The sequence below is a fragment of the Pseudoalteromonas sp. S2755 genome (assembly GCF_005886535.1).
Lineage (GTDB): Bacteria > Pseudomonadota > Gammaproteobacteria > Enterobacterales > Alteromonadaceae > Pseudoalteromonas.
Genome location: NZ_PNDS01000111.1, coordinates 1 through 23,845 on the forward strand (window position 1 = coordinate 1; position 23,845 = coordinate 23,845).

Consider the following 23,845-nt stretch of genomic DNA (forward strand, 5'->3'; position numbering starts at 1 on the left):
GTCGTTGTGTTTAAGGAAGATGCTTGCCAGATCAGCGAACCGATTTGGGCTGAGTATATGGCGCTGTTCAGGCGGGTTGTTCGCAATCTGGTAAAACAGCACACAGGCCGAAAAGATTCGATACGTGGCAAGTGCGTTCGGGCCAGCTTTGACGATGAATTCAGGGCAGAGCTTATCTTCGGTTAATGGTCGTTAACGAAGTATGCTCTCACCCTGATTTGGACTGAGACTTGAATTTATCTAAAATACCTTCGGCTGACTTAATAATTATATCTTTACCCCAAGCTTCAAGTTCTTCATCCCAACACTCATTTTGAATTATGGCTCGTGAAGCTTCTGTATATTTCACATCTCTAGGATCATCTTTATTTTCAAGTTGGCGGCGTTCAAAAATCCAAGTGCCAGGTGTTGGATAGTCAACACGAGCTACAAAGGTGGCTCTTCTGGGCTCATAAAACATTGCATGGATAGAGGCATGGTCTCCATAGATTGCAACATCTTTACCTCCAAAAGAATGATAATTCTGCCACTCTAAAATAGGAATTTCGCCGTATGATTTGGCTTTATTTGTGGTATATGGTGGGAATGATTTAGGAAAGCTCGATGCTGATGTAACAATTTCGATCGATTGGTCTTCTTGGCGCAAGGCATTTAATAGAGTTGTAGTTGAATTTAAAGATTTATTTTGATTTTCAGGGGTTATTTGACCGTTTTCAATAATGATTAGTAATTTTTCTATCGATGTAATTGCAGATGCAGCGTAAATAGCGGCTTGACACTCTCGTTTTGATCTCGGGTTTACTTTTAGTACTACTCGTCCAAAGCGAGATTCTAAGTCTTTTAATTGTGCAAGGAAGGCTCTGCGAGAACAATTAGGGGTAATTTGTGCTGCTGGAATGATATTGGGGTTAACGTTTGCTATTTGATCTAAGAACACTTGCCAGTTTTTAAAATTATTAGAATCTTCTAAAAGCGTGTCGTACTCTTCAACCCTGATAGGTTTGTCGTTTGCAATAGAGATTATTGCCGGTTCAAGAAAGGCTTTGTTCCACTTTTCAAATACTTTATCTGCTTGCTTAACTTGATGCGCTTTAGAAAGCTCAACAAATGGCAGTATTTTTTGTTTAGTGTTGCTTTTTAGTTCTGCAACACCTTGCATCTCTGCAAGGCGCGTTCTTATTGTGGGTACATATAGGTATTCATTGAAGTTCATAGCTTTCCTTAACTTAATCTAGTTGACGATGGTGAAAGAGCTTAAATACTGCCACAGGTTTATTTTTGTTAACAGTGTTTGGTGTTTTGGTGCTGTTTGTTTTTTTGAAGTTAATGATGATGATCATGTTTTTATGAGTTTTATAGGTCTTATACTTTTTTCTTTATTTGTTTTCTTACTTACTATTTGAGCTGCGTGTGATTAATGAAGCTTTGAGTGCGGCGGGAGTCGTAACACGTTTCCAAAGCTGCGGGTGGAGTAGATTGTCTTAATGGGTGTAGAAGTAGGGTCAATGCTTCGCATGAATTAGGTCATTTGGTATTGCACAAATTTGTGACAGGTTCTGAACACAATAAGCATCATGTAGAAATTGAACGGCGGGCGCACTTATTTTGCAGGCGCTTTTTTAATGAAAAGCTAAGGACAGTGCAATGCATACGATCACTGTTTTTATACATGCTAATACATTCATAGAATGAAACCTTTCTTTTGATCGGTTTGAAGAAATGGTTTCCTTACTAACAAAAGATAAAGACTATAAACTACGTTTGCGGCTTACCGATGGGTCCACTCCGTGGGTTCAAAATGAGCTTTATACAAGGGTATGTGGTACAAATGGTGTCAGTATTGAAGAAGTAAATAAAATTCTTGAAGAAGCCGCCAAAAGCATGGAGGCTAACGGTTATCCGCTTACACAGGAAAGTTAACCTCTCTTGGTTTATAGGTATCTTTTAAACTTGATAAAATGTTAAGTTTTTGTATAATTAAGTAACGCTAGACATGTTTTTATGTCGCGTTAAGTGCTTTACAACAGCACTATATTACATTTTATTTTGATTATTAAGGAAATACACATGAAAGGAAGTTCAGTGACTCCAGCTTATAAAGCGCCACACAGAAGTAGAAGTAATAAATTGATACTTAGCACGGTTACAGCGTTTGTAGCGGTAGCTGGTATTGCAATGGCAAGTGTGGAGACTGAGCAAGGTGCAGTAGTAGAAGCGCAAAGCTTGCATGCACGAAATGGTGGCCCATCTATACCACCTGATAAGCCTAGTGACTCGAAGTCTTTTCTCGAGATACTTAAAGGCTTGATGTCGCCAGCTAAGACGGCATAAAAGAAAAAGGGCTAATTCATAGCCCTTTTTTTAATTGTAAGCATTCATAAATTTTAACAGGGTAAACCAGCTTTTAGCTTTTTATGAGTGACAGGATCTGCTTTAAATGTTTCACAGCCACCAAGTTCATCTACCAATTTTTTTAGGTCGCCTTGATACTTATGATTTCCTTGAGATACACTTAAGGTGTAAGAAGCTAAAAAAATCCAGCTGATCTGGTAGTCAACTTGATATTTAGCAAACTTCTCTAAATCTTTCTTTGTAAGTTTCTCTGAAGTACTCAACTTTTTTGCCTTGGTTGCAGTTTGAACCGCAAGTTCTATTGATTCATCATCTCCATACATGTCGTAGAGAATGTTGTATAATCTCGCAAGGTCCATATGCCAGTATACTTGAGTACCCATGGAGAGCTTGTCTATTTTTAGAGATGAGAATCTATCGAATACTCCATTGATGGTTACAAATATATATTGAACATCTTTTCTTGCTCGTTGTTCTAGGCTTTCTAAGTTGTTCCAATGATTTAGAATTATTTTGACTTGTTGCTGAGTTGCATCATATTTATCATACTGGACCCATGATTCTGAGCCTGTTAAGCGATCAAACTCGGACTTTATTTCTGACTTGTAAGTAAAGAATATAACCCCACATAATAAGCCTCCTGCTATGATTGCTATCAGCCACTTAGAACTATATATTTTAAAAGTAACACCTAAAATTGTAAATTCCGCAATTAGAGGTTGTTGGTTCTGCTGGTTCTTTTGGTCCTGTTGGTTCTGTTGGTTCTGTTGGTTCTTTTGGTCCTGCTGGTTCTGTTGGTCCTGTCTAGCCATTGACACCTCTGCTTACAATTACAATGCATTTCGATACTACATTATTTGTTACAAATTACAAAAGTGTTTCATTAATGTTTCGTTTTATTTTTTATTCATTAAATTAATGGGTTGCGTAATTTTTGAGTTAGCACTTAATTCTGGGGATATCTGGCCAGCGGGTAGTGTAGCGAGGCGATAAAAAATCGCGCTTCATTACCCAATCGTTATTTTGAACTTCGCTACCTAGTCTTGCTGCCGTGATGCCATATCGTTTGTTAATGTCGTCTATTGTTTTCATTAGTTCAGGGTTGTCTTGCGAGGCGTTGAACATGTCTGCTTGCTGGAAATTGTCGTCTTCTAGCTCTATTGCACCAATGCCTGATTTGTAATATCTAACACCCGGTTTAAATAACTCTCTGAACACCTGTTCAACGGCGTTGGCAAATACCATGCTATCGGCGGATGCAATAGGCAGCGCTTGAATAAATGACTTTTTAAAGTAACCATCTTCATGTGGGGAAGAATGTGCGAAAACGATAATGCGCTTTGCCAGCGATTGTTGTTGGCGCAACTTTTTGGTTACTACTGAGCAGTGTGTGATTAATGAAGCTTTGAGTGCAGCGGGAGCCGTAACACGTTCACCAAAGCTGCGGGTGCTGTAAATTTCTTTTTTGCGTTGTTTTACTTCATCCCACGATAGGCATGTGTTGCCGTTTAGCTCTTCAATTGTGCGCTCTAGCACTACACTAAACTGTTTGCGCATGTGCTTTGGGCTTTGCTTTGCTAAGTCTAACGCTGTTTCAATCCCCATCATTGAGAGCTTTTTAGATAAACGTTTACCTATACCCCAAACGTCACCTGTAGCCATACGTGAAAGTATTGTTTTGCGGGATTGATCGTCGTTAATTACGGCTACTCCTGTAGCGCCTGTAAATTTTTTTGCGGCATGGTTTGCGGCTTTTGCTAATGTGGGAGTTGGGCCAAAACCTACACCAACGGGTAACTTTGTGCTTTGCCAAACTGTTCGACGTATGAGTTGGCCATAATCGTACCAGTTATTTACGATTGAGCTGTAACCATCGAATTTAAGGAATGCTTCATCTATTGAGTATACGTAGTGCTGGTCGCAGAACTGTCCAATCACGGCCATCATCTTGTCTGATAGATCGGCATATAGCTCGTAATTAGAAGAGCGAATGATCACACCATTTTGCTCTAGTATTTGCCTTAATTTGAAGTAGGGCTCAAATTTTGGAATGCCAAGGGCTCTTGCTTCTGGTGATGCAGCAACAATGCAACCATCGTTATTTGAAAGCACGACGATAGGCTTTTTACGAATTGTTGGATCAAATACCTTTTCGGCCGAGGCATAAAATGAGGTAGCATCAACTAGCGCATACATTTGGCAAGTTCTACGTTTTTCTTAAAGAGTCTAACGGTGCTGATCACAACACCTTCAAGTTGGAATGTATCTGCTTCCGATATTGCTACCGGCGCATAAATACGCGAGGCTGATAACAGCCTTCTGTTAGTTATATCTATAATCTTACATACAAATTCATTGTTATAATTTGCAACAATCACATCGTATTGTTTTGGTGAAATCGAGCGGTCGACAATTAGAATGTCACCGTCGAATATACCAACACCTTGCATTGATTCACCTGATGCTAGGCCTATAAATGTTGCGTTTGGATTGTTGATAATGAGCTGATCAAGTGAAAGCCCCAGCTCTTTGTATTCAGAAGCTGGGGACTCAAATCCAACAATACCTGCTTGCGCTTTAATAGGAATAACTTTCATACACGATAAATTATACTGTACATAAATACAGTATAATTGCGATTTATTGGATGTGCAATGTTGGAGCTATTGAACTTTTACATCAAGCATGGTTAATGGCTTGGACTCTCTCGGTAATCATGTTACTTAAGTTTATTGCTCTTTGTTGTTAACAAAAACCATATATTTAGGCATATGTGAACGGACTATTATTTTTCCCTTAGGTGACTTCGCAGCTCGACCCACGACAAGAAAGCGTGAACCTTGGAATCTCTCAAGTGATTCTAGCGAATAAGCGTTCATGACGCCTTGTTTAAGGGAGTTATCGAGGAGTAAGCTGGGCTCTTTCCTAGAACCATAATTAAGCCAAACACTGCCATCATCATTTTCAGTGTAGTTATTTATTTCACCCCAGATAAGTTGAAGTTTTTGTAGTTTATCGTCAGGCACGTTAGGAATGTGAATTAAGTTCTCCCCTATTAGGCCTGACAGTATGGGGCGCCCCGAGTTAGCCACTATTTGAAAAGACTTACTTAAACCGTAATCAGGGTTTCTGATCAGGTAGCGCAATATTTGTTTTAATGAACGGTTATTGGGGTAGCCACTAGAATCAAAGTTTTTAACTTTGCTTTTAGGGGATGGATCCCATGTATGGTCTTCCCCTTCATGTTTATCAGCTGGGAGCGACTTTTCGATAGAACCATGCTTGGTTTTATCTAGGTCTATGACAATGTCGTTAGAAAGCACATCTTTGTCAGTATCGTTTTTTTCTTCTTCTTGGTCGTCCGTTTCAATAATTGAGGTTGCACGCTCACATCCTTCTTCGTGGTGGGCAGCAAAACAGGCTATGGTTTCAGTTGCACCAGCCAAAAAAGACTTTCTAAACCATGACTTTTTTTTACATTCAAAACACCGAATTAAACCTTTATATTTTTCAGGGTTTTTTTCATACGTTTTGGTAGAAACAATACTATTGTCTTCTTCAAATTCTACTTCTCTCACAGCCTAGTGTTCCTTTTACAGCATCCTTCTTATTACAGATGTTATTGTATTGGGTATAAAAAGTAAAAAATGAATTCATTGTATTGGCATTTTTGGGCTTTTCGTGTGTATACCAAGATAATTAGACATTTAGTGTCGTATTTGAGCTGTCGTTGGCGTTTATGATTCAATCTAATTACTACGAAACTATAACGATATGCGAATAACAGCTCTACTTTCAGAAAGTGCTATACGTGATCACTGTAAAGACTTAACAATTGCGGAAGTGAAGGACCGAAAAACTCCTTTGCTACTTCGTTATAAAGCCGACCGAACAGGTAGCTGGTTGTTAGAGCTAAACCGCGAAGGCAAAACTACCCGACCAAAAATAGGCGACTGGCCTTTGGTATCTGTAGCTGGCGCTAAAAAACAACTTGAAGGTTTACTTTTAGCTGTCGCACAAAATGAAACCGCTAAATTAACCGCGTTTTTTAATATTGCGGAGCTAAGTCAGTGGTACATCGAGCGTGAGCAGCGCAATGCTTCAATCTCAAAGAAATATAAAACTACATCCTTGTCTTTGGTTACAAAACATATATTGCCCCGCCTTGGCGCTTTTAGCGTCGGGAAACTAGACAAGGGTCTTGTGGATGAGCACTTGGTTCAATCAATGATGGAGGAGGGTTACAAGCCCAGCACTATTCGCCAAGTGTATGCACAGCTAAAACGTATTTTGCAACAGGGTGCGGATAGTGCGGTGATTCAGTCTACGGCTTTAGCCGGTGTTCCATTCAAAAACTTTCATAAATCAAAAATAAAGCCTAAACCAAGTGCAATTAGGCCCTATCAATTGCGTGATGTCATTGAGCAAATAAAACAAGCAGATAGATTACCAAGGCTGTTTGCTTTGTGTTTGCTGTGCTTTGGTACGCGTAAAACTGAAACGAGCCTAATTGAGTATGGCTGGTTTGATACATCTGATAAGCCGCGCCTTATATTGCCAACCCAAGTTACTAAAACGGATGACGAGTTAGTAATTCCATGTTCTGAGTTTGTGATGCGAGAAGTTGCTTTGTTTCGCAAAGCACAGGGGAGTAATTGCCGTTATTTGTTTGCAAATGCCCGAGGTGAACCAGTTGGTGAATCAACCACCGACAATTGGGTTAAATCGGTTAGTGGTGGAAAGTGGTCAGCTCATGACTTAAGAAAGTTGGCAACTGATTGCTGGATAGAAGCTGGAGTGGATTATTTAGTCGTGCAGCGTTTATTAAACCACGCATTACGAGGCGTAGATCAGGCGTATATGCACTCACATCTTGAGAGCCGAAAACGTGAGGCTTTGGAGCAATGGCACAACAAGATTGAGCGCCTAATAAACTCCGACACAATCCCGACACGGAATAATTTTGATAAGTGGTTGTAAGCCAGAGAGTTAAAGGGCTTGCGTTAATAAAAAGTGTTTTACACAAAGGAAAATCCAAAAGGTATTTTAGATGGCATTGTCAGGTGGTGAATTACTTAGGTTAGGAAGGATCGCAAGGAAAATGTCACAAGAAGACGTTGTGTCGCTCTATGGTGGGATCAGCATTTCAACATACCGCCGTTGGGAAGGTGGCAAGACGTTAATACCATATGACGAGCTAAAAGCCATAATTGAGCAGGTGTTTAAACTTAGCTTTACTCATTTATTAGCAATGGATCTCCAGACCAATGAACAACTTAAAATCTCTGCGTAAAGAACTAAAGCAATGGGGCAGATACTGGGCGGCGAAAGAGGCCACTCAGGGGTATGGTAGTAAGTCAAATTTAGAGCGCGTTAAAGAGTGCTGTGAATTGGGTGGGTACTTTAGCTCTGATGCGCACTTGTTCAGCCATGGTAGTAGTGGTATTGATGAACCCCCTCATATCAAGGCACTAACAGCCAAAATTGAACAGTTAAGTGAGAATTGCAGATTGGCTATTGTTGGTAGGTATTTGAAGCAATTCAAAGACCCTGAATTGAAAGCTTGGGCCAACTTTCCAGAGGTTCGAAGCGTTCAGTTTTGGCTTATAAGGGCTGAAAACGCGCTTTTATAAAAGCGCCGCATTTTACTTCTCCCTTAAAAACGCAATAAACTCACTCAGGTAGTGAAAGTTTTAAATAATAAAAACTCTTGTTTGATAACCCGCTTAATTGCGGGTTTTTTTGTTTCCATAGCCATCCAATTCAGTATTATGTATCCATGGGTGAAGGCGGCGCAGTTAGGGAGAAGAGGTTAGTGGTAATGGCAGATGAAAAAGATCCAGTAACGGTGCTTGAAGGTGATGCAGCAATACTGTTGTGGTTAGCGGGTAGAAAAGCTTGGAATATATGGATGGAAGAACATCCAAAAGCTAGTGTTAACTTTGAAGGCGTTGACTTTAGCTATCGAGTATTAGAAAAGCGATTTCCTGATAATGAGAATCTTAAGAGGCTTATAGAAGACCAAAAAGATAGAGAGGTTATAAGCTTTTTTGGGTATAAATTTAGCGGTAATGCTATTTTTAGTAGTGCAAAATTCAGATGCTCAGCAGACTTTAGAGAAGCAATATTTAGCGGTGGTGCGAACTTTATGTTAGCAAAATTCAGTGATATAGCGAACTTTATGAATGCAACATTCAGTGGTAATGCAATCTTTGATAAGGCTGTGTTTAGCGTGGGAGCGGACTTTATAGACTCAAAATTCAACAAAACTATGAGCTTTTTTAAAATAAGCTACGGCAAGTATTTTCGTTTTGCTAGTGTAGATTTTAATTCTAAATCAAGGTTTGAGCCCGAACATGCCGATTCAATAGAGATGCTTAGCTTCAAGGGGACTTCATTTGAAAGACCCTTTTCTTTAAAGGGGGACTTCAACTGCATACCAGATCTAAGACAAACCAAAACGAGTCATCATGTGGATTTGAGCAAGCTGACAGTTAAGTTAAAACGAGATCGCAAAAATTATGCAATATTGAAAAAGGCTCAGGACAAAGAAGATGCAGAGCGCTTGTGCAGATTAAAAGAAATAGCAGAGTCTAATAAAAACCATGAACGAGCTTTAGCTTTCCATGCTGATGAAATGAGAGCAAAGCGCTGGATTAAACTAAATTGGTTGCAGTCTATTTTAGATAGCCTCTACTCTTTTACCAGTAATTATGGACAAAGTATACTAAGGCCTTTTGTGTTGCTGATGCTTTTTATTTTTATGTTTGCTCAGTGGACTATTAGTTTTCGCGAAGCTGATAGTGACTCAGACTTTAGAGATGCACTTACTGTATCAATAGCAACAGTCACTCCGTTTATTTCTTTGTCAAAAGGTGCAAGAGATAGAGGACTCGAGAGGATATTTGGTGAAGATATTCCTAAGGACTATGATCTTATTAGTTATGTGTATGCATTTGCGTCATATACGTTTATTTTTCTTATCGGTCTTGGCTTGAGAAATCGATTTAGAATTTAAAAACCATCAGAATTATAAGCAACCATGAAGAAAGGCGAAAGCTTTCGAGTCAGTATGCCATATTTGAACGGTAAGTGTTCAGATTTGAGCTTTATTTCCCCCTTAAAAATGCCATAATTTCACTATGCTTGCGAGAGCTTCGTAAACAAAAACCTTGTCTAAATAACCCGCCTGTTGAGCGGGTTTTTTGTAGGTGAAATATGCAAGATGTTAGATGTACTTGCGGTAAATTGCTTTGTCGTTTAATCGGCAAGGTGCAAATTAAATGCCCCCGTTGTAAAGAGATAATCAATACAGAACGCCAAGAGCGTCACAAAGAAAAGGTGACGCATGACAAAAGTATCAATAATTAATGGTGACTGTGTAGAAGAAAGTAAGAACATCCCAGACAACTTAGTCGATTTAGTTTTAACAGATCCACCATATTTGATAGGCGCTAGCAGTATAGGTAAGCCATCAAGGACTGGCTCTTGGGCTGATTGGATGAACGTAGCTCATTTTTATAAGTCTTGGTTTGAGCAAGCAAAGCGCATATTAAAAGATACGGGCTATCTAGTCTCTTTCTGTAATTGGCGTTCAATGCCTGTGATAACAAAAGCGCTAGCTGACATAGGCTTATCCATTACCTCTGTTCTGGTATGGGATAAACAATGTTTAGGTACTGGGCCAAAGAAAGCACTTAGACCACGTTATGAGCTGGTTGTATTTGTCGGTATGAAAGATGCCGAGATACCAAACCGTTCGCTTTCTGATATATGGGAATGTAAGAAGGTCGCACCGCAAAACAGGGTGACGGGCCATCCAGCAGAGAAGCCAGTACAACTATTTGAAAAGCTGATATGCGAAACCACCCAAGAGGGAAGTCTTGTTGTTGATTTCTTCACAGGCAGTGGAACAGCGGGGGTAGCTTGTCAAAATACAGGGCGTAGCTTTATCGGCTACGAACTAGATCCTAAGTGGCATCAGGCAGCACTTAAAAGAATAAACCGTTAGCAATCCAATAAGGCAAATACATTATGACCATGTTATCAATTGAACAACTAAAAGTGCATGAAGGGTTTAGTCCCACGATTTACAAATGTACTGAAGGAAAACTCACATTTGGATATGGTTTTAATGTAGAAGCTGGAATAACAGAAGATGAAGCAGAGCTATTACTGGTTCATCGAGTTGAACAAGTCGAATCAAGGCTTAAGCAATCATTCTCCTGGTACACGAAACTAAACGAGCCACGGAAGGCCGTTTTACTCAACATGGCTTATCAATTGGGCTTTAATGGCCTATTGAAGTTCAGTAAGACATTGGCACTTGTGAAAATGGGTGATTACGACCAAGCATCAGAGGAAATGCTAAACAGTTTATGGGCTAGGCAAACACCAATCCGAGCGCAGCAACTTGCAATCCAAATGAGCACTGGAGATTGGTAGTAAAATTTTTTAAAAAACTTAGTTAACCGAGAAATTCAACACCTTTAAATTCCTAATTAATTTAATAAAAATTAGGAGTTTAAAACATGTCTAATGATAATTTAAATCAAAAAAATGGACCTCAAAAAAGTGATGAGCTTGAGAAGTACAAAGCAAAAACCGAGCGAATAAAAGCATACGCACAAATAATCACGCAGATAGTTAAAACGATAGGTTTAATTCTATTCATTTAGTCGGAGGTATGACATGAGCTGGATTCGTGACTTGTTTACATCTAAAGCAGTTGGCCCAATTGATGCGGTGGGCAGTATTCTTGATGAGCTAATTACGAGTGAAGAGGAAGTGCTAAACCATGAGCTGTTAAAAGCTCGGCTAGTTTCAAAATCTCGTGAAGTACAGGCGCATATCAATGCTGTAAGCGCATCACATAGAAGTGTGTTTGTCGCAGGAGCTAGGCCATTCCTAATGTGGGTATGTGGCTTAGGCTTTCTGTTTGCATTTGTAATTAACCCATTACTGCAATGGCTATGGCCAGAAGCAGGCGCACCAGAGTTACCACTGGATGTAATGCTTGAGTTAACACTGGGTATGTTAGGGCTAGCTAGCCTAAGAACAGTAGAAAAGATTAAAGGAGTTACCAAGTGAGCCAATCAGAGCAATGGCATATGAAAAAGGAGATCAATGTAGCTCATATAATTACCACTGTGGCTCTTGTTGTATCAGGATTATGGGTGCTATCTGATATGGACAAACGTATAGCTGTAAATACTCAATCAATATCCCATGTCCAAGCTCAACGTGTTGAAGATCAAAAGCGGATTGAAAAGAGATTGGATTCAATTGACAAAAAACTAGACGAACTCCTGAAGTCTAAGTGACTGAAAATAAAAGGGTCCTTTCTGGGTGTACCCCTAAGTAATGCGGGTAGAAAACACGCGGGGTGTCTCGCGTTTTTAAAAAATGCCGTTTTTGGGCTTTTCCGTTTCCGCTTTCTCAAGCCTATTTTTAACCTATTTCACACCTAAAAAAAGGTTGTTTTTCTATGGCAACACAGCGTGAAGTTGCAGCCTATTTTAATGTAAATGAGCGCACTATTAGAAATTGGCAAAAAATCCCCGGATTCCCCGCCAGCAAAGGGCGAAGCGGTTATTGCTATCAATCAATATCTAGGTGGTTGGTAGCCTGTTCGTCATTAAACCGAGATGGGTCAATTACCTCTACGACGTCAGATCTTGGAAGTGATGAAAAGGCGTTAGAAATAGCGGAAAAGAAGATCAAGATTCGTAAAGGTGAAATGGACATAGCGCACAAGGAATTTGACCTTGAAGTTAAAGAAAAACGTTTTGCGCCAATAGAGCTGATCACAAGAACGCTTGAGCTGGTCAGTGTAGCGATGGCGTCAAATCTTGAGGCGCTTTTACCAAGGCTAAAAATGGCATGGCCCGACATGCCCCCTGAAGCCATTGAAGTCATTCAAAAGATTATTGCTGTTAGCAAAAATGAGGTAGCACACATTGAACCAGATCTCTCTAGCTACGAAGCAAGCGATCTGGTTAGCAGTGAGGAGGGGGCTGAGTCCACTTAAAACTCAGATACCACAAACGGCGGTTGAGTGGTGTGATGAACACTTTTTCTTACCAGAGGGATCAAGTCAAATTCCCGGACGCTGGACAACGCAACCAGTACAAAAAGCCATTTTAAACATGATGGGTAATGATGCGATAAACATTATTACTGTTCAAAAACCAACTCGATTTGGTTACACAAAAATGTTGTGTGGCGCTTTATGGTATCTAGGTGTTCATAAAAAACGAAGTTCGGTGGTTTACCAACCAAACGATCAGCTAGCAAAAGATTTTGTACTCAATGAAATGGACCCATTATTGCCAGTGGTTCCAGCTATACAGAGCGCCTTTCCTGATTGGTCACTAAACAACGAAAACAACACTAAAAAGAAAAAAATCTGCACAGGTTTCTCAATCGATGTAAGAGGCGCTGAAAGTCCGAACAATTTTAGAGCCATGACAAAGCAGGTTGTGGTCGGTGATGAAATCGGTGCATTTTCAATTAATGGCGGTGAAGGTGACAACCTCAAAGTCCTGCTAAAACGGATACAGGGCGCGGCCTTTGGTAAGGCAATTTTTGGCTCTACCGTTGTTTTCTCTGGTGATGTTATCGAGCGCCTAATGCTCGAAGCTGACGCCGTATTTAAATTTCATGTTCCATGCCCACATTGCGGCACGCTTCAATCACTTGAGTGGGGTGACAAAGACTCTCCGTTCGGTATGAAGTGGGAGCAAGGTTTAATAGGTGGCGAAGCAAAAGCCGCTAGTGCTTATTACCTATGCAAAAATGGAAAGTGCCAAGAGTCAGAAAAGCGAGGCAAAATTGAGTATCGCCATTTGCCACGCATGGAAAGTACGGGGCGGTGGATCTGTGAAAAAACCTCAATATGGACCGAGGATGGGTTAGCGTTCTTCAATGAAGCTGGCATCAAAGTTAAAGCCCCTCGGCGTGTGGGTATCAAATGTTCCGCGCTTTATTCACTCAACCTAACGGAAGGGTGGGCGGAAATAGTACGCGAATGGTTAGACATAAAAGGTGATCCAGACAAACTACAGGCGTTTATTAACTTAACACTAGGTCTTCATTTTGACCCGGTAAACACAAAGCGCCTTGACCATGAGGTATTGCTACAGCGCCGAGAAAAATACAAGGCTCAAGTCCCTAATGATGTGGTTTATCTTACCTGCGGCGGCGATACACAGGACAATCGAATGGAGGGATACGTTTGGGGATTCACTGCAGATAATCGCAAATACTTAATTGATAGATTTATTTGTATGGGCGATCCGCGAGATTCTGAGGTCGAGGATGCTGTAGTTGAGTTCTGTGATAGGCGATATCAACGTGAAGATGGTGAATCGTTAAATATATCAAGAGTTTGCTGGGATTTGGCAGGCCACAGGGCTGAAATAGTATACAAGCTATCAAAGCGGATTGGCTTACTCCGATTTATACCGTGTCGTGGTGCGAGCAGTTACGGGCAACCAGTGCAAACCATGCCGATGCAAGTAAACAAAAAGACGGGAACCTACATTGTGCAGGTGGGTACTGATACCGCCAAAGACATTTTTTATGCAGATATCGAAGTTCCACTTTACGAGCAGCGAGCAATTCATCTACCCGAAGATGACAGAATTTGTAATGAGGAGGTATGCAAGCAGCTTGTATCTGAAATACGGAAACCAAAAAAGACAAAGCAGGGTGTGATCTTTGTTTATGACAATGAAGGACGTCGGAATGAGGCGCTAGATTGTTTTAACTATGCGCTAGCAGCACTACAAGTATCCATCGAAAAATTTTCACTCGATCTTTCCATTTATAAAACCGAAAAAAGTGTCCAGCAAGCGGCGGCAGCCTCTTTTGCTGAGCTGGGGAAAAAGTTAGGTGCGCAATGATTACAGACGAACTAAAACAACAGCTTTCAGAAGCAAAGCAGGCTTATCACGATTTAATGACGGGACAGGCTGTTGTGTCGTTTTCAAGAAATGGGCGTGTTACACAGTTTTCACAAGTTAATAAATCTGACTTAAAAGCCTATATCGATGAGTTAGAAATATTAATTAATGGCGTTTCAACTAGACGCCGTGGTGCAATGGGTTTTTGTTTATGAGTGATTTATTAGCGCCTGATGGAATGACGCCTTTATCTGAATACTGTTCAAGCTACACAGGTGGTGGAACTGGGTTTGGAGGGCAGCTAAGAAACTGGACCCCACCGAGCCGAACAGCTGACGCTGCGCTTTTACCTTCTCTTGAGATGGGTAATGCACGAGCTGATGATTTGGTCAGAAATAATGCCATTGCACACGGTGGCGTTCAAATGCACATTGATAATGTGGTGGGAAGCCTTTTCCGCCCAAGTTATCGTTTAAATTACAAGTTACTGGGCATGGAAGAAAGTGGTGCTCGGGCCTTTATGAAAGAAGCTGAGCAAGCATTTATCGAGTATGCCGAGTCGCCTTATTGCTATATTGACGCTGAACGTAAACGCACGTTTACCATGTTAGTTAGAGCCGTAGCAGCAGCCCATTGTCATCACGGTGAAGGAATGGCGGTGAGCGAATGGATCTCGCGCCCCTCTGCAATGTTTAAAACTGCGATTAAACTGCTTTCACCAAAACGTATATCGAACCCAAACGGAAAAATGAACAACAGCCGGCTCCGTGGTGGGGTTATGGTTGATCGTCATAACGCCGCGCTAGGGTATTGGGTTAAACAAGATGCATTTAACGAATATGGCGAGCTAGATAGATATAGTGGACGGTGGAAATTTGTAGCGCGGGAAAATCGATGGGGAAGATCTCAATTTATCCATGTATTTGAGCCTCTAGAGGCAGGGCAATCACGCGGAGCCAATCTACTACTTTCAATGATGGAGCAAATGCAGAGTTTGAGCCACCTGCAAAACACGACACTGCAAAATGCAATTATCAATGCAATGTATGCAGCTGTAATTGAGTCCGAGCTAGACTCAGAGCAAGCATTTCAACTTATCAGCGGCGGTAATGGCGCAGAACAAATGCAAAAGTGGATGACCTATATGGGCGAGTACCACAATGCTGCCAACATCCGCATGAATGGAGCGAAGATCCCTCACCTAGTACCTGGTGAAAAACTCAAGTTTACTCAGAGTCACAATGCGAATAACGGATTCACGGAATTAGAGTCGTCAATGCTTCGCTTTATTGCCTCTGGTTTTGGGATGAGTTACGAACAAATCGCGAGAGACTATTCAAAAGTAAATTATTCAAGCGCGCGAGCCAGCTTTAATGAGTCATTCCGCTACACGATGGGTAAACGAAAAACCATAGCCGCTCGATTTGCTTCTCTGGTCTTTGCTAATTGGCTCGAAGAAGCCTTGCACAGGCGAATACTTGTTCCACCAAAATCTCGCTTCAGTTTCTATGAACGAAAAGAAGCGTGGACGCGGTGTGAGTGGATTGGCGCCGGAAGGCTATCTATTGATGGTCTGAAAGAAGTGAAAGAAGCGATCTTACGAATTGAATCAGGGTTGTCCACTTATGAGAAAGAGCTTGCACTGATGGGTGAAGACTATCAAGAAGTCTTCGAGCAGCAAGCCAGAGAAATCCAAGAACGAAAAGCAAAAGGGTTACCGCCGCCTAGCTGGATGCAGGTAATGGCTTTTGATCCATCTAATGATAGCGGAGAACAACAGAGTGCAGCATGACAATTCCTATTTACATATTCTTAGTCGGACATGTAACCAACCTCAATTATTAGAGCCTAACTACGCTGCTACATTTTTTGGCTCACTCTCATTGCGTGCAGGAGTCAATCAGCTAATCGATGTAAACGGCAACGAGCTAAAAGAGCAGCAGTTGATTGAGCTGTCATCTTCTTTCAGCTCGCCGAGAGAGCGTGACCGTCCCTATCAGGTCGTCAATGGTTTAGCCATACTTCCTGTGTCAGGCACGTTGTTGCACAAATATGGTTACATCAAACCAGTGTCAGGCGCGACGGGTTACGATGGTATATCTGCCCGATTGAATGACGCAATTGCTGATCCGAATATCAAAGCCATCATGTTAGATATTGATTCTCCGGGCGGGGAAGGCGCAGGCTGTTTTGACTGTGCAAACCAGATTAAAAAACTGCGTGAAGTGAAGCCCATTTATGCACTGTGCTATGACACCATGTGCAGCGCAGCAATGGCACTTGCTTCGGCCTGTACTGAACGATGGATAACGCAATCAGGTCGTGCGGGTTCCGTTGGTGTAGTAGTGGCTCATAGCTCAATTGAAAACAAACTCAAAGAGGAAGGGGTGGAAATTACGCTTATTCACTCCGGCGATCACAAAATTGATGGTAACCCCTACAGTAAATTACCCCCTGAAATCAGAGAAAGTATTCAATCTCGCCTAGACAAAACCCGCGATGAGTTTGCTGAGCTAGTTGCTAGCGGAATTGGCATGAGTAAATCAGCGGTTTTAGACACGCAGGCACAGGTTTACACAGGTCAGGCAGCTATTGATGTCGGCTTTGCAAATAAACTCGTTAATGGACATGAAGCTGTTCCTATATTGCTTGATGTCATTAAATCAAACAACTCAATTGGAGTAAGCATGTCAGAAAAGCAAGAAAATCCAACACCTTCAGAAAAGCCAAACAAGGCGCAGTTAACGCAGGCTGATATTGATGCTGCAAAGCTTGAAGGAGCCACGCTAGAGCGCCAACGAATAGGTGAAATTCTCAATAGTGAACACGCTCACGGTCGGCAAAAATTAGCAATGCACTTGGCATTATCCAGCGCCATGAGTCCCACTGAGTCTGTCGCAATGTTGCAGGTATCTCCCAAAGCTGAGCCTGAATCGAAAAGTGATAATTTATCCTCTGCACTCGATGCAGCAATGGAAAGCGAACCTCAGCCAGATTTAGAGACTTCGGGAGATGTAGAAGAGATCTCAGACTACGAGAGAGAAGAACAAGCACTTCTAAGCGCCCACGATCAAGTATTTGGCAACTAAGCAAGGTAAAACGATGGAAACTTTAGAATTTGAACAACTAACCGCTGGTGATAGACCACTAACACAAAACACTGGGGCGTTTGCAGCCAGCCAAACATTGACAGCGCGATCCCCTGTTGGTCGGATCACAGCAACGGGAGAGCTTAAAAAATGGGACCCCGCTGCTAATGACGGCTCAGAACGGGCCCTGTTTCTCACGGTTGGGGTGGTCGATACCGCGACGGGAGCTAAAAGCGCCCCCTATTTCGATGGCGGGCACTTCAATGAAGCAATCATCTCTTGGCCTGAAGGGATAACAGCCGCACAAAAGCTCGCGGCTTTTGATGGTACACCTATCGCAATCGGTAACGTATTAAGTTAAGGAACATAAATGGCAGATCAAACTTTCACACCACGAGCGCTCTATGGCGTAGTACAGAAAAAGAAAGCGAAGGTATCTTCGCTTTTTTTATCCCTGTTCTTCCCTCACATGTACACCTTTGAAACAGAAGAAGTGGACATGGACAAGGTAGAGGAGGCCGTTAACTCAGCGGTTTTTGTGGCTCCTGAAGTTAATGGGAAGGTGATTAAAACCCGTGGACACACCACAACTAAGATCACCCCCGCATCACTCAAACCTAAGCACGATGTAGACGTAAAGAAAACCTTAAAACGACGTCCTGGTGAGTCATTCACTGGGGATTTAAGCTTAACTCAGCGCCGAAGTGCCATTATCACTCAAAATCTGATTGATGAAGAAAAAGCCATTGAACAAACCGAGGAGTGGATGGCCGTTCGCGCTGTCGTTGATGGCAACTACACCTGTGAAGGCGAGGGGCTACCGGAGCCAATTAACGTCAATTTTAACCGCAGTGTTGATAACCAAATTTCTCTATCCGGTGCAGCCTCTTGGGTAAACAAAGACCGGGCAACTTATGACCCTCAACGAGACATTGAGCAGTATGCCACCGCTTCAGAGCATGGAATAAACATCCTAATTACAGACCAAAAAGGCTGGGCGTTATTACTTGAGTTCGACAAGGTTAGAGAAAAGCTGGAAACCCGTCGCGGCTCAAATTCACAGCTGGAAACTGCGCTGAAAGATTTGGGTAAAGATGTCTCCTATAAAGGTTATTTGGGCGATGTTTTGGTGGTGGTTTATACCGGGTATCGGTTGGTTAATGGAGTAAAAGAGAACTACCTAGACGACCATACATACATTCTCGGCCACACTGCAATTGAACTGGCTCGAATGTATGGTGCAATTTTGGATGACGACGCAATTGAAGCTGGGATGCATGAAACGGATCGATTCCAGAAGGTGTACAAGGAAACTGGGGACGTCGCAAAAACATATACTGTAACTAAGTCAGCACCTCTAATGGCAAACACAGACCCGGATGGGTTTGTAGTTATCAAATTAATCTAACAAATGGCCGCGAAATGCGGCCATATTTTTGCGAGGGTTTATGAGCGCTAATATAGAAAATCTAACACAAGAAATAACTGAGCTTTCATTAAAGCTAGGTGTAGAAGTCACTCCTGAGAAAACAGAGGCAAAGCTTAGAAAGCAAATCGAAGAACTCCAAAGTAGATTAGTCGATGTTGATGGCATACAGCAAACTGAAAAGCTAGCTACATCGACGTTCGTAAAAGTCATTAGTGATTTACACGGAAAAGTGATAGCACAGCTAACTGAAGATGAGAGTACAAAGTTTGTTATTTTGCCAGGCATAAACAAGTTGACTGAAGTACAGGCAGAAGAGGCGCTGAAAATCAAAGGAGTCAAGCGAGGTGAGACTGCTTAAATCCGCTTTGAACAAAAGCCTAGAAAGAGAGGAGAAGCTGGCAATGTGTTCGGGTGAGCAGGCTGAGTACGACGGCGCACCGATAGTGGTCGAACTAGATCAGCGATATCGAGATAAACCCGATCCATATAGTGGAGAAATCCGGGAACACATAACCGTGATTCGCTTTTTTCGTTCACAGTGTCGCCCTCAGCTACAAGAGCGATGCCTCGTTAATGACGTTGAGTTTTTGCTGACAGAGCTGTACTCACAAGACGAAATATCGACAACATTTGTAGTCAATCAATGCGATTAAGCAGCGAATTAGCGGAGCTACGTTACTCGAGCACCCGATCACTATTCAGCGCAATGTCGCAAAGTGGGCAGTTCGCTAAAAACGTACTGGTTGACGCAATATACGAGCGGTATTCATTTAAACACCGTGAATATATTGATCAGCGTCTAGCGGTTACAACCGATATCCAAATTCCTGAGCTAAGAGTATCTGCTCGGCATCGATTGAGCAGTGCATTGAACTTTGTTCAACAGCCAGTATACCGACAAAGTAAAACTATCTCAGGGAAACAAGTCTTGGCAGGCTACATGGGCGCATTCCTCAGAGGTAAAACGAGTCACTGGGGCGGTGCTTTTACCTTTGTGGGCAAAAATAACAATCTGCTATTGGGGTATCGAGACAAGGGGGATAAGGATAGGGGAATACCATCCGTTCCGTATGGCCCGAGCATCGCTGGTGCTATGGCAAATGTTCGTGACGGCAGTTACTCGAAGGTGATCGAACACATCAACAAGAGGTATGAAAAATTATATGGAGGCTAACGAACTTTTAGATAGGGCAAAAACTTTTTTTAGTCAGTACGCACCGACCGAAAGAGGCTTCTATGTTCCACATAAGCTGACAAAAGGCCAAGCAAAAAAAATCGTGGTTCAGCCTGTGGAACTACTTCCAACCAAAAAGCTGAAGCATTTAGATTTTATCGCGGTTTTGATTGTTAATAGCACCAGAGATTCTGTGCCGGAAATTACGCCCGATGAAGAATTAATCCAGTTGTCTGAAAGTATTTCTCAAGGGGTGTTGAATAGCAAAACCACAGTTAACAGCGCGGTGTCAGGCGCAGCTATTAACTTTGAAATGACAGAGAGTGTCAAGTTTGTCCCGCCAGAATCACACGATAGGTGTGCAAAAGCCATTTTTACATTGAAATTAACTTATAGCTAAGGAGTAACTCATGGCAGGTTTTTTACTGCGTGGTGAAGTATTTTTACAGCGAACAAACAACAAAGGCGTAGCTAAAGGTGGGTTATTTGGCCCAATTAACGCCGAGCAATTGACCATTGAACCAGATATGGAAGAGATTATTCGGCCATCCAAAAACAAAGCTACTTATGGAAAATCGCTCGGTAAGGTGCAAAGTGCTAATCCAACCAAAATATCAATGAAGTTTGACGAAGTAGATGCAGCGTTACTAGCGGACTCACTAGGTGCTGAAATTGGAGTGTTGAATCAGCAAGCCGCGAGTGTTTCGGGTGAACCGTACGACTTAAGAGCTGATGGAACTTGGACTTCACTGGGTGCAAAGCATATTACTTCCACAAATTGGAAAGTAATGAAAGCGACCACTGAACTTGTTGATGGGGTTGACTATGAAGTTAATTGGTCGGCCGGCCTAATTCGTCCTGTCAAAGGCGGAGCCATTGAATCAGGTGGAGTTGTAAATATCGACTTCCAAGCCCTAGCACTTGCAGGCAACCGGTTAAAAGGTGGTCAAGTTCAAGAAGTAAATTGGGCCATAACCATGACAGGCGAAAATGTTGATACTGGGGAGCCAATTCACTTGGAGATCCCGCTAGCTCAACTTTCTTCGAGCGGTGCATTAAACCTGGTGCAAAATGAATATTTATCACCTGAGTTTGAAGGCGTGGCGTCAATTGCAGCCGGTAAAGATTATGACTATCTACTAGATGTCATTACACCAGAATAAAAAACTACTAACTATGTAAAGCCCCAATATTGGGGCTTTTTTTATGGGTATTTCAAATGTCTTTTAAAAACAAAGTTGTTGAATTTATTATTAAAGGGCGAGATCTCTTATCTGCGCCAACCAAAACGGCGGAGAAGGAAGCATCAAAACTTGAAAAGACAATTGAAATCCTCAATGCAGAATTAGCACGCGACGAAGCTCAGAAACAATCAATACTACGTTATCAAGCGCTATCTAAATCCCTAGTTGAAAATCAAAAATCATATCAAGCAGCGTCTATAAAGGCAGCGGAACTCAGCCGAGCCAAAAAAGATGCCTCTCAGTCTTCAAAACGATTAGAAAAGTCACTATCAGACGCGGAACTAGCGTTAAAAAAACTAGAAGATGAGTTTGATAGTACTGGGAGAGCGAGTACTACGCTAAATCAATCAATACAGGAGCAGCGTACAGAAGTTGAGCGTGTTAGTAATGAATATAAAGACTCTATCCGAGTGCTTTCTGAGCACGATTTAGCCCTTAAAAATAGCCGTTCAGGGGTTAATAAGTTGGCGTCCTCATTAAATAAAGGACGTTCAGAGTTTGCTAAGTTAGAAAAGAAGCTAGCTTCGCAAAATGTAGATCTAATCAATTTGGGTGACGCTTATAAAAAGCTAGAAACAAAACAACTTGGAGCGACAAAGGCTCTTGACTCAGTTAGCCAAAAACTAAGCAAACAAAAAAGAACACTAGATAGCACCAGCCGCAGTGCTAAGGATTATAGTGGGAACATCTCACTGGCTACCAGTGATCTTATCTCAATGGCCGCTGCTTATATTGGACTAGATAAACTGACAGAAAGCCTAAGCAATGTATTCAGTGTTGGAAGTAAGTTTGAGCTGTTAGCTGTTCAAATGAATGGACTAATGGGCAGTATCGCTGGCGGAAGACAGGCAAGTCAGTGGATTAAAGAATTTACAAAAAGCACACCACTCCAACTTTCTGAAGTAAGCCAGGCGTTTGTCAAATTAAAAGCGTTCGGTCTTGATCCAATGGATGGGACGTTACAGTCGATAACGGATAGCGCACTAAAGTTGGGCGGTGGATTTCAAGAAGTTGAAGGGATTTCCTTAGCTTTAGGCCAAGCTTGGGCTAAGCAAAAATTACAAGGGGAAGAGATCTTACAGCTCGTTGAACGTGGTGTGCCAGTGTGGGATATGCTGCAAAATGTGACTGGGAAAAATGTTCAGGAACTGCAAAAGTTATCGAGTGCGGGGCAGTTGGGTCGCGATGTTATTAAGCAGCTTATTGATGAGATGGGGCGAACTAGTGCGGGTGCTGCAGCCGATCAAATGGCACTATTTAGCGGCCAGGTCTCTAATGCCAAAGACAATCTAGATCAATTTTATAATTTAATTGCGCAATCTGGTGCAATGGATTGGTTAAAGTCTCAGATAAATGATTTGAATAAATCATTTGCCCAAATGGCTTCTGATGGCAGCCTAAAACGATGGGCCAAATCGATTAGTGACACGATCGTTGCCACTGGTGAGTCAATAAAATCAGCAATATCCACTATCGTTGATTACAAAGAAGAAATTACATCGTTAATCAAAGTATGGTTGGCATTAAAGGTAGGCACATATTTTAGTAATGTTGTTTCTGGTGCTCGGGCTGCTATGACTTCGCTGGCAAGCTACGTCATATCTCTAAAAACCGTTAACCAGCAGACTGAAGCAACATCAAAATCGAGCGTCCGGTTAGGAAACATTCTTAAGTCAGTTGGTGCAATAAGCGCATATACAATTCTTATTGATCAACTAGCGAATTTATATTTTGAATACAAGAAGCTCATTCTTATTCAAAATGAAGTAAATAAAAGCAGAAGAGAAGCGGAGCTTTCTGCAGCTAAGTTGGCAGCAGAGTTTAAAAATATAAGCGAAAGCACCGGCATAGCTATTACCAATATGCAGTCTTTTGACAAAGCGCTTGCTGACGGCCTCATTGTGCTTAATGAGACAACCGGTTTGTATGAAGGTGTTGCAAAAAAGCTAGAAAGACTTGCTGAAACTACACGCATTGCCGCTGAAGAAGAGCGTAAGCGCCAAGAGTTGCTTAGGCTCACCGTACCTGAAGCGCTGCGTGTGATCGAAACATTAGAGCAACAGGCGCAAAATCTAAATGGCGTGCGCGCTGGTGTTGATGGTTTTATCCAATCCATAGAGTCGGCACGTACCGCGCTCGCTGGTGCTGGAGAAGAGTATAACCAACAGCTAGTGTTACTCGACTCATTAAAAGCGAAGTTTACAGCACACAGTGAATCGCTAGAGCGCCAAGCATATCTGACCAATGATGTAAGTAAAGCCTATAAAGAGCTGGGTATCACCAGTGCTGATGCACTGACTAAGACAGCCACAAAGCTGCAAGGTGCGTTTGAACTACTCCAACAAAGCAATGAGCCAGTTGCGATGCAACAAGCCGCCTTTTTGAAATGGGCGCAGGCTGCAATTGAAGCCGCCGGCGCCACAGACCAAACTGTGCCAGCATCGGTTCAGGCAGCTGCGGCCGCACTGGGTTTAACCGCAGAGCTGGATAAACTAGTTAACGCTGCGAATAAACTCAAGCCTGCCACAGACATTAATAGCGATGCAGTAAACCGCTTTGCTGCGGCTTTGGATAAAACCAAAGCTGCAATGGAAAATCACAAGAGAATACTTGATAGCTCCACTGCAAGCGCTGAGCAAAAGCGAAAGGCG

The 23,845-nt window shown here is 42.1% G+C and carries 29 protein-coding genes and 1 pseudogene; 25 read left to right on the forward strand and 5 right to left on the reverse strand.

Annotated features, from left to right (window positions below; translation table 11 throughout):
* Positions 1–186 (forward strand): annotated as a pseudogene (locus CWC03_RS17060) (ISAs1-like element ISPsesp1 family transposase); the annotation flags it as partial.
* 22 nt (positions 187–208) lie between these two features.
* Here the strand turns inward: CWC03_RS17060 and CWC03_RS17065 are convergent.
* Positions 209–1,213, reverse strand: coding sequence for a beta family protein (locus CWC03_RS17065; RefSeq protein ID WP_138582906.1), 1,005 nt, complete (start codon positions 1,211–1,213; stop codon positions 209–211).
* A gap of 506 nt (positions 1,214–1,719) precedes the next feature.
* Between CWC03_RS17065 and CWC03_RS17070 the strand changes: the two genes are divergently transcribed.
* A complete protein-coding gene (locus CWC03_RS17070) occupies positions 1,720–1,920 on the forward strand; it encodes a hypothetical protein (RefSeq protein ID WP_138582907.1) in 201 nt (66 codons plus the stop codon).
* 147 nt (positions 1,921–2,067) lie between these two features.
* Positions 2,068–2,331 (forward strand): hypothetical protein, encoded by a 264-nt coding sequence (locus tag CWC03_RS17075; protein WP_138582908.1) that lies wholly within the window; start codon positions 2,068–2,070, stop codon positions 2,329–2,331.
* 53 nt (positions 2,332–2,384) lie between these two features.
* Here CWC03_RS17075 and CWC03_RS23675 read toward each other — a convergent pair whose 3' ends face one another.
* The 4 genes from CWC03_RS23675 to CWC03_RS17095 form a co-directional block, all read right to left on the reverse strand.
* Positions 2,385–3,164, reverse strand: a complete 780-nt coding sequence (locus tag CWC03_RS23675; protein ID WP_212748159.1) for a hypothetical protein — start codon at positions 3,162–3,164, stop codon at positions 2,385–2,387.
* 127 nt (positions 3,165–3,291) lie between these two features.
* Positions 3,292–4,548 carry a Y-family DNA polymerase gene (locus CWC03_RS17085; protein WP_138582909.1) on the reverse strand — a complete coding sequence of 419 codons (1,257 nt, stop codon included), beginning with the start codon at positions 4,546–4,548 and terminating at the stop codon, positions 3,292–3,294.
* A complete protein-coding gene (locus CWC03_RS17090; RefSeq protein ID WP_138582910.1) occupies positions 4,536–4,949 on the reverse strand; it encodes a LexA family protein in 414 nt (137 codons plus the stop codon). Before CWC03_RS17090 ends, CWC03_RS17085 begins: the two co-directional genes overlap by 13 nt.
* 132 nt (positions 4,950–5,081) lie before the next feature.
* Entirely contained in the window at positions 5,082–5,930 is an 849-nt protein-coding gene (locus CWC03_RS17095) for a hypothetical protein (RefSeq protein ID WP_138582911.1), read from the reverse strand.
* Positions 5,931–6,126: 196 nt separating this feature from the next.
* Here CWC03_RS17095 and CWC03_RS17100 point away from each other — a divergent pair, with 196 nt between their 5' ends.
* From CWC03_RS17100 to CWC03_RS17200, 22 genes are all read left to right on the forward strand, one after another.
* On the forward strand, positions 6,127–7,332 hold the full coding sequence (locus CWC03_RS17100; protein ID WP_138582912.1) for a tyrosine-type recombinase/integrase: 1,206 nt from the start codon (positions 6,127–6,129) through the stop codon (positions 7,330–7,332).
* Positions 7,333–7,402: 70 nt separating this feature from the next.
* The gene (locus CWC03_RS17105; RefSeq protein ID WP_138582913.1) at positions 7,403–7,645 is read left to right on the forward strand and encodes a helix-turn-helix domain-containing protein; all 243 of its coding nucleotides are present in this window, start codon (positions 7,403–7,405) and stop codon (positions 7,643–7,645) included.
* Positions 7,620–7,985 carry a hypothetical protein gene (locus CWC03_RS17110; RefSeq protein WP_138582914.1) on the forward strand — a complete coding sequence of 122 codons (366 nt, stop codon included), beginning with the start codon at positions 7,620–7,622 and terminating at the stop codon, positions 7,983–7,985. The genes CWC03_RS17105 and CWC03_RS17110 overlap by 26 nt, the downstream gene beginning before the upstream one ends.
* Positions 7,986–8,173: 188 nt before the next feature.
* On the forward strand, positions 8,174–9,370 hold the full coding sequence (locus tag CWC03_RS17115; protein ID WP_138582915.1) for a pentapeptide repeat-containing protein: 1,197 nt from the start codon (positions 8,174–8,176) through the stop codon (positions 9,368–9,370).
* A 330-nt stretch (positions 9,371–9,700) separates the two neighbouring features.
* On the forward strand, positions 9,701–10,363 hold the full coding sequence (locus tag CWC03_RS17120; protein ID WP_138582916.1) for a DNA-methyltransferase: 663 nt from the start codon (positions 9,701–9,703) through the stop codon (positions 10,361–10,363).
* 23 nt (positions 10,364–10,386) lie between these two features.
* Positions 10,387–10,797, forward strand: a complete 411-nt coding sequence (locus CWC03_RS17125) for a glycoside hydrolase family protein (RefSeq protein ID WP_249314063.1) — start codon at positions 10,387–10,389, stop codon at positions 10,795–10,797.
* Between the two features lie 86 nt (positions 10,798–10,883).
* Complete coding sequence (locus CWC03_RS23510; protein ID WP_161796721.1) at positions 10,884–11,030, forward strand: hypothetical protein; 147 nt, start codon at positions 10,884–10,886, stop codon at positions 11,028–11,030.
* Between the two features lie 13 nt (positions 11,031–11,043).
* Positions 11,044–11,442, forward strand: coding sequence for a 3TM-type holin (locus CWC03_RS17130; protein WP_045988862.1), 399 nt, complete (start codon positions 11,044–11,046; stop codon positions 11,440–11,442).
* Entirely contained in the window at positions 11,439–11,675 is a 237-nt protein-coding gene (locus tag CWC03_RS17135; protein WP_045988863.1) for a hypothetical protein, read from the forward strand. Before CWC03_RS17130 ends, CWC03_RS17135 begins: the two co-directional genes overlap by 4 nt.
* A gap of 164 nt (positions 11,676–11,839) precedes the next feature.
* Positions 11,840–12,382 carry a terminase small subunit gene (locus tag CWC03_RS17140; RefSeq protein ID WP_138582918.1) on the forward strand — a complete coding sequence of 181 codons (543 nt, stop codon included), beginning with the start codon at positions 11,840–11,842 and terminating at the stop codon, positions 12,380–12,382.
* Entirely contained in the window at positions 12,312–14,258 is a 1,947-nt protein-coding gene (locus tag CWC03_RS17145; protein WP_138582919.1) for a terminase gpA endonuclease subunit, read from the forward strand. Before CWC03_RS17140 ends, CWC03_RS17145 begins: the two co-directional genes overlap by 71 nt.
* Positions 14,255–14,473, forward strand: a complete 219-nt coding sequence (gene gpW / locus CWC03_RS17150; protein ID WP_138582920.1) for a gpW family head-tail joining protein — start codon at positions 14,255–14,257, stop codon at positions 14,471–14,473. The genes CWC03_RS17145 and gpW overlap by 4 nt, the downstream gene beginning before the upstream one ends.
* Positions 14,470–16,050 (forward strand): phage portal protein, encoded by a 1,581-nt coding sequence (locus CWC03_RS17155; RefSeq protein WP_138582921.1) that lies wholly within the window; start codon positions 14,470–14,472, stop codon positions 16,048–16,050. The genes gpW and CWC03_RS17155 overlap by 4 nt, the downstream gene beginning before the upstream one ends.
* Positions 16,040–17,347, forward strand: coding sequence for a S49 family peptidase (locus CWC03_RS17160; protein WP_171040273.1), 1,308 nt, complete (start codon positions 16,040–16,042; stop codon positions 17,345–17,347). The genes CWC03_RS17155 and CWC03_RS17160 overlap by 11 nt, the downstream gene beginning before the upstream one ends.
* A 13-nt stretch (positions 17,348–17,360) precedes the next feature.
* Positions 17,361–17,708: a head decoration protein gene (locus tag CWC03_RS17165; RefSeq protein ID WP_045988866.1), complete on the forward strand. Its 348-nt coding sequence runs from the start codon at positions 17,361–17,363 to the stop codon at positions 17,706–17,708.
* A gap of 9 nt (positions 17,709–17,717) precedes the next feature.
* Positions 17,718–18,755, forward strand: a complete 1,038-nt coding sequence (locus CWC03_RS17170) for a major capsid protein (RefSeq protein ID WP_045988867.1) — start codon at positions 17,718–17,720, stop codon at positions 18,753–18,755.
* Positions 18,756–18,795: 40 nt separating this feature from the next.
* Entirely contained in the window at positions 18,796–19,134 is a 339-nt protein-coding gene (locus CWC03_RS17175; protein ID WP_138582923.1) for a hypothetical protein, read from the forward strand.
* Positions 19,121–19,429 carry a hypothetical protein gene (locus tag CWC03_RS17180; RefSeq protein ID WP_138582924.1) on the forward strand — a complete coding sequence of 103 codons (309 nt, stop codon included), beginning with the start codon at positions 19,121–19,123 and terminating at the stop codon, positions 19,427–19,429. Before CWC03_RS17175 ends, CWC03_RS17180 begins: the two co-directional genes overlap by 14 nt.
* Positions 19,420–19,950, forward strand: a complete 531-nt coding sequence (locus tag CWC03_RS17185; protein ID WP_138582925.1) for a hypothetical protein — start codon at positions 19,420–19,422, stop codon at positions 19,948–19,950. Before CWC03_RS17180 ends, CWC03_RS17185 begins: the two co-directional genes overlap by 10 nt.
* Positions 19,928–20,350, forward strand: a complete 423-nt coding sequence (locus CWC03_RS17190; protein ID WP_138582926.1) for a hypothetical protein — start codon at positions 19,928–19,930, stop codon at positions 20,348–20,350. The genes CWC03_RS17185 and CWC03_RS17190 overlap by 23 nt, the downstream gene beginning before the upstream one ends.
* 10 nt (positions 20,351–20,360) lie before the next feature.
* Positions 20,361–21,113, forward strand: coding sequence for a phage tail tube protein (locus CWC03_RS17195; RefSeq protein ID WP_045988872.1), 753 nt, complete (start codon positions 20,361–20,363; stop codon positions 21,111–21,113).
* 56 nt (positions 21,114–21,169) lie between these two features.
* Positions 21,170–23,845, forward strand: a 2,676-nt coding sequence (locus tag CWC03_RS17200) for a tape measure protein (RefSeq protein ID WP_138582927.1), incomplete at its 3' end; no start/stop codon positions are given.

Bases quoted from the DNA above. Each gene is read 5' to 3' on its own strand.
- CWC03_RS17190 (WP_138582926.1), top strand. From the start codon at position 19,928: ATGAAAAATTATATGGAGGCTAACGAACTTTTAGATAGGGCAAAAACT.
- CWC03_RS17175 (WP_138582923.1), top strand. From the start codon at position 18,796: ATGAGCGCTAATATAGAAAATCTAACACAAGAAATAACTGAGCTTTCA.
- CWC03_RS17170 (WP_045988867.1), top strand. From the start codon at position 17,718: ATGGCAGATCAAACTTTCACACCACGAGCGCTCTATGGCGTAGTACAG.
- CWC03_RS17125 (WP_249314063.1), top strand. From the start codon at position 10,387: ATGACCATGTTATCAATTGAACAACTAAAAGTGCATGAAGGGTTTAGT.
- CWC03_RS17105 (WP_138582913.1), top strand. From the start codon at position 7,403: ATGGCATTGTCAGGTGGTGAATTACTTAGGTTAGGAAGGATCGCAAGG.
- CWC03_RS17100 (WP_138582912.1), top strand. From the start codon at position 6,127: ATGCGAATAACAGCTCTACTTTCAGAAAGTGCTATACGTGATCACTGT.
- CWC03_RS17090 (WP_138582910.1), bottom strand. From the start codon at position 4,949: ATGAAAGTTATTCCTATTAAAGCGCAAGCAGGTATTGTTGGATTTGAG.
- CWC03_RS17155 (WP_138582921.1), top strand. From the start codon at position 14,470: ATGAGTGATTTATTAGCGCCTGATGGAATGACGCCTTTATCTGAATAC.
- CWC03_RS23675 (WP_212748159.1), bottom strand. From the start codon at position 3,164: ATGGCTAGACAGGACCAACAGAACCAGCAGGACCAAAAGAACCAACAG.
- CWC03_RS17185 (WP_138582925.1), top strand. From the start codon at position 19,420: ATGCGATTAAGCAGCGAATTAGCGGAGCTACGTTACTCGAGCACCCGA.
- gpW (WP_138582920.1), top strand. From the start codon at position 14,255: ATGATTACAGACGAACTAAAACAACAGCTTTCAGAAGCAAAGCAGGCT.
- CWC03_RS17165 (WP_045988866.1), top strand. From the start codon at position 17,361: ATGGAAACTTTAGAATTTGAACAACTAACCGCTGGTGATAGACCACTA.
- CWC03_RS17085 (WP_138582909.1), bottom strand. From the start codon at position 4,548: ATGTATGCGCTAGTTGATGCTACCTCATTTTATGCCTCGGCCGAAAAG.
- CWC03_RS17110 (WP_138582914.1), top strand. From the start codon at position 7,620: ATGAACAACTTAAAATCTCTGCGTAAAGAACTAAAGCAATGGGGCAGA.
- CWC03_RS17115 (WP_138582915.1), top strand. From the start codon at position 8,174: ATGGCAGATGAAAAAGATCCAGTAACGGTGCTTGAAGGTGATGCAGCA.
- CWC03_RS17065 (WP_138582906.1), bottom strand. From the start codon at position 1,213: ATGAACTTCAATGAATACCTATATGTACCCACAATAAGAACGCGCCTT.
- CWC03_RS17120 (WP_138582916.1), top strand. From the start codon at position 9,701: ATGACAAAAGTATCAATAATTAATGGTGACTGTGTAGAAGAAAGTAAG.
- CWC03_RS17075 (WP_138582908.1), top strand. From the start codon at position 2,068: ATGAAAGGAAGTTCAGTGACTCCAGCTTATAAAGCGCCACACAGAAGT.
- CWC03_RS17140 (WP_138582918.1), top strand. From the start codon at position 11,840: ATGGCAACACAGCGTGAAGTTGCAGCCTATTTTAATGTAAATGAGCGC.
- CWC03_RS23510 (WP_161796721.1), top strand. From the start codon at position 10,884: ATGTCTAATGATAATTTAAATCAAAAAAATGGACCTCAAAAAAGTGAT.
- CWC03_RS17195 (WP_045988872.1), top strand. From the start codon at position 20,361: ATGGCAGGTTTTTTACTGCGTGGTGAAGTATTTTTACAGCGAACAAAC.
- CWC03_RS17070 (WP_138582907.1), top strand. From the start codon at position 1,720: ATGGTTTCCTTACTAACAAAAGATAAAGACTATAAACTACGTTTGCGG.
- CWC03_RS17130 (WP_045988862.1), top strand. From the start codon at position 11,044: ATGAGCTGGATTCGTGACTTGTTTACATCTAAAGCAGTTGGCCCAATT.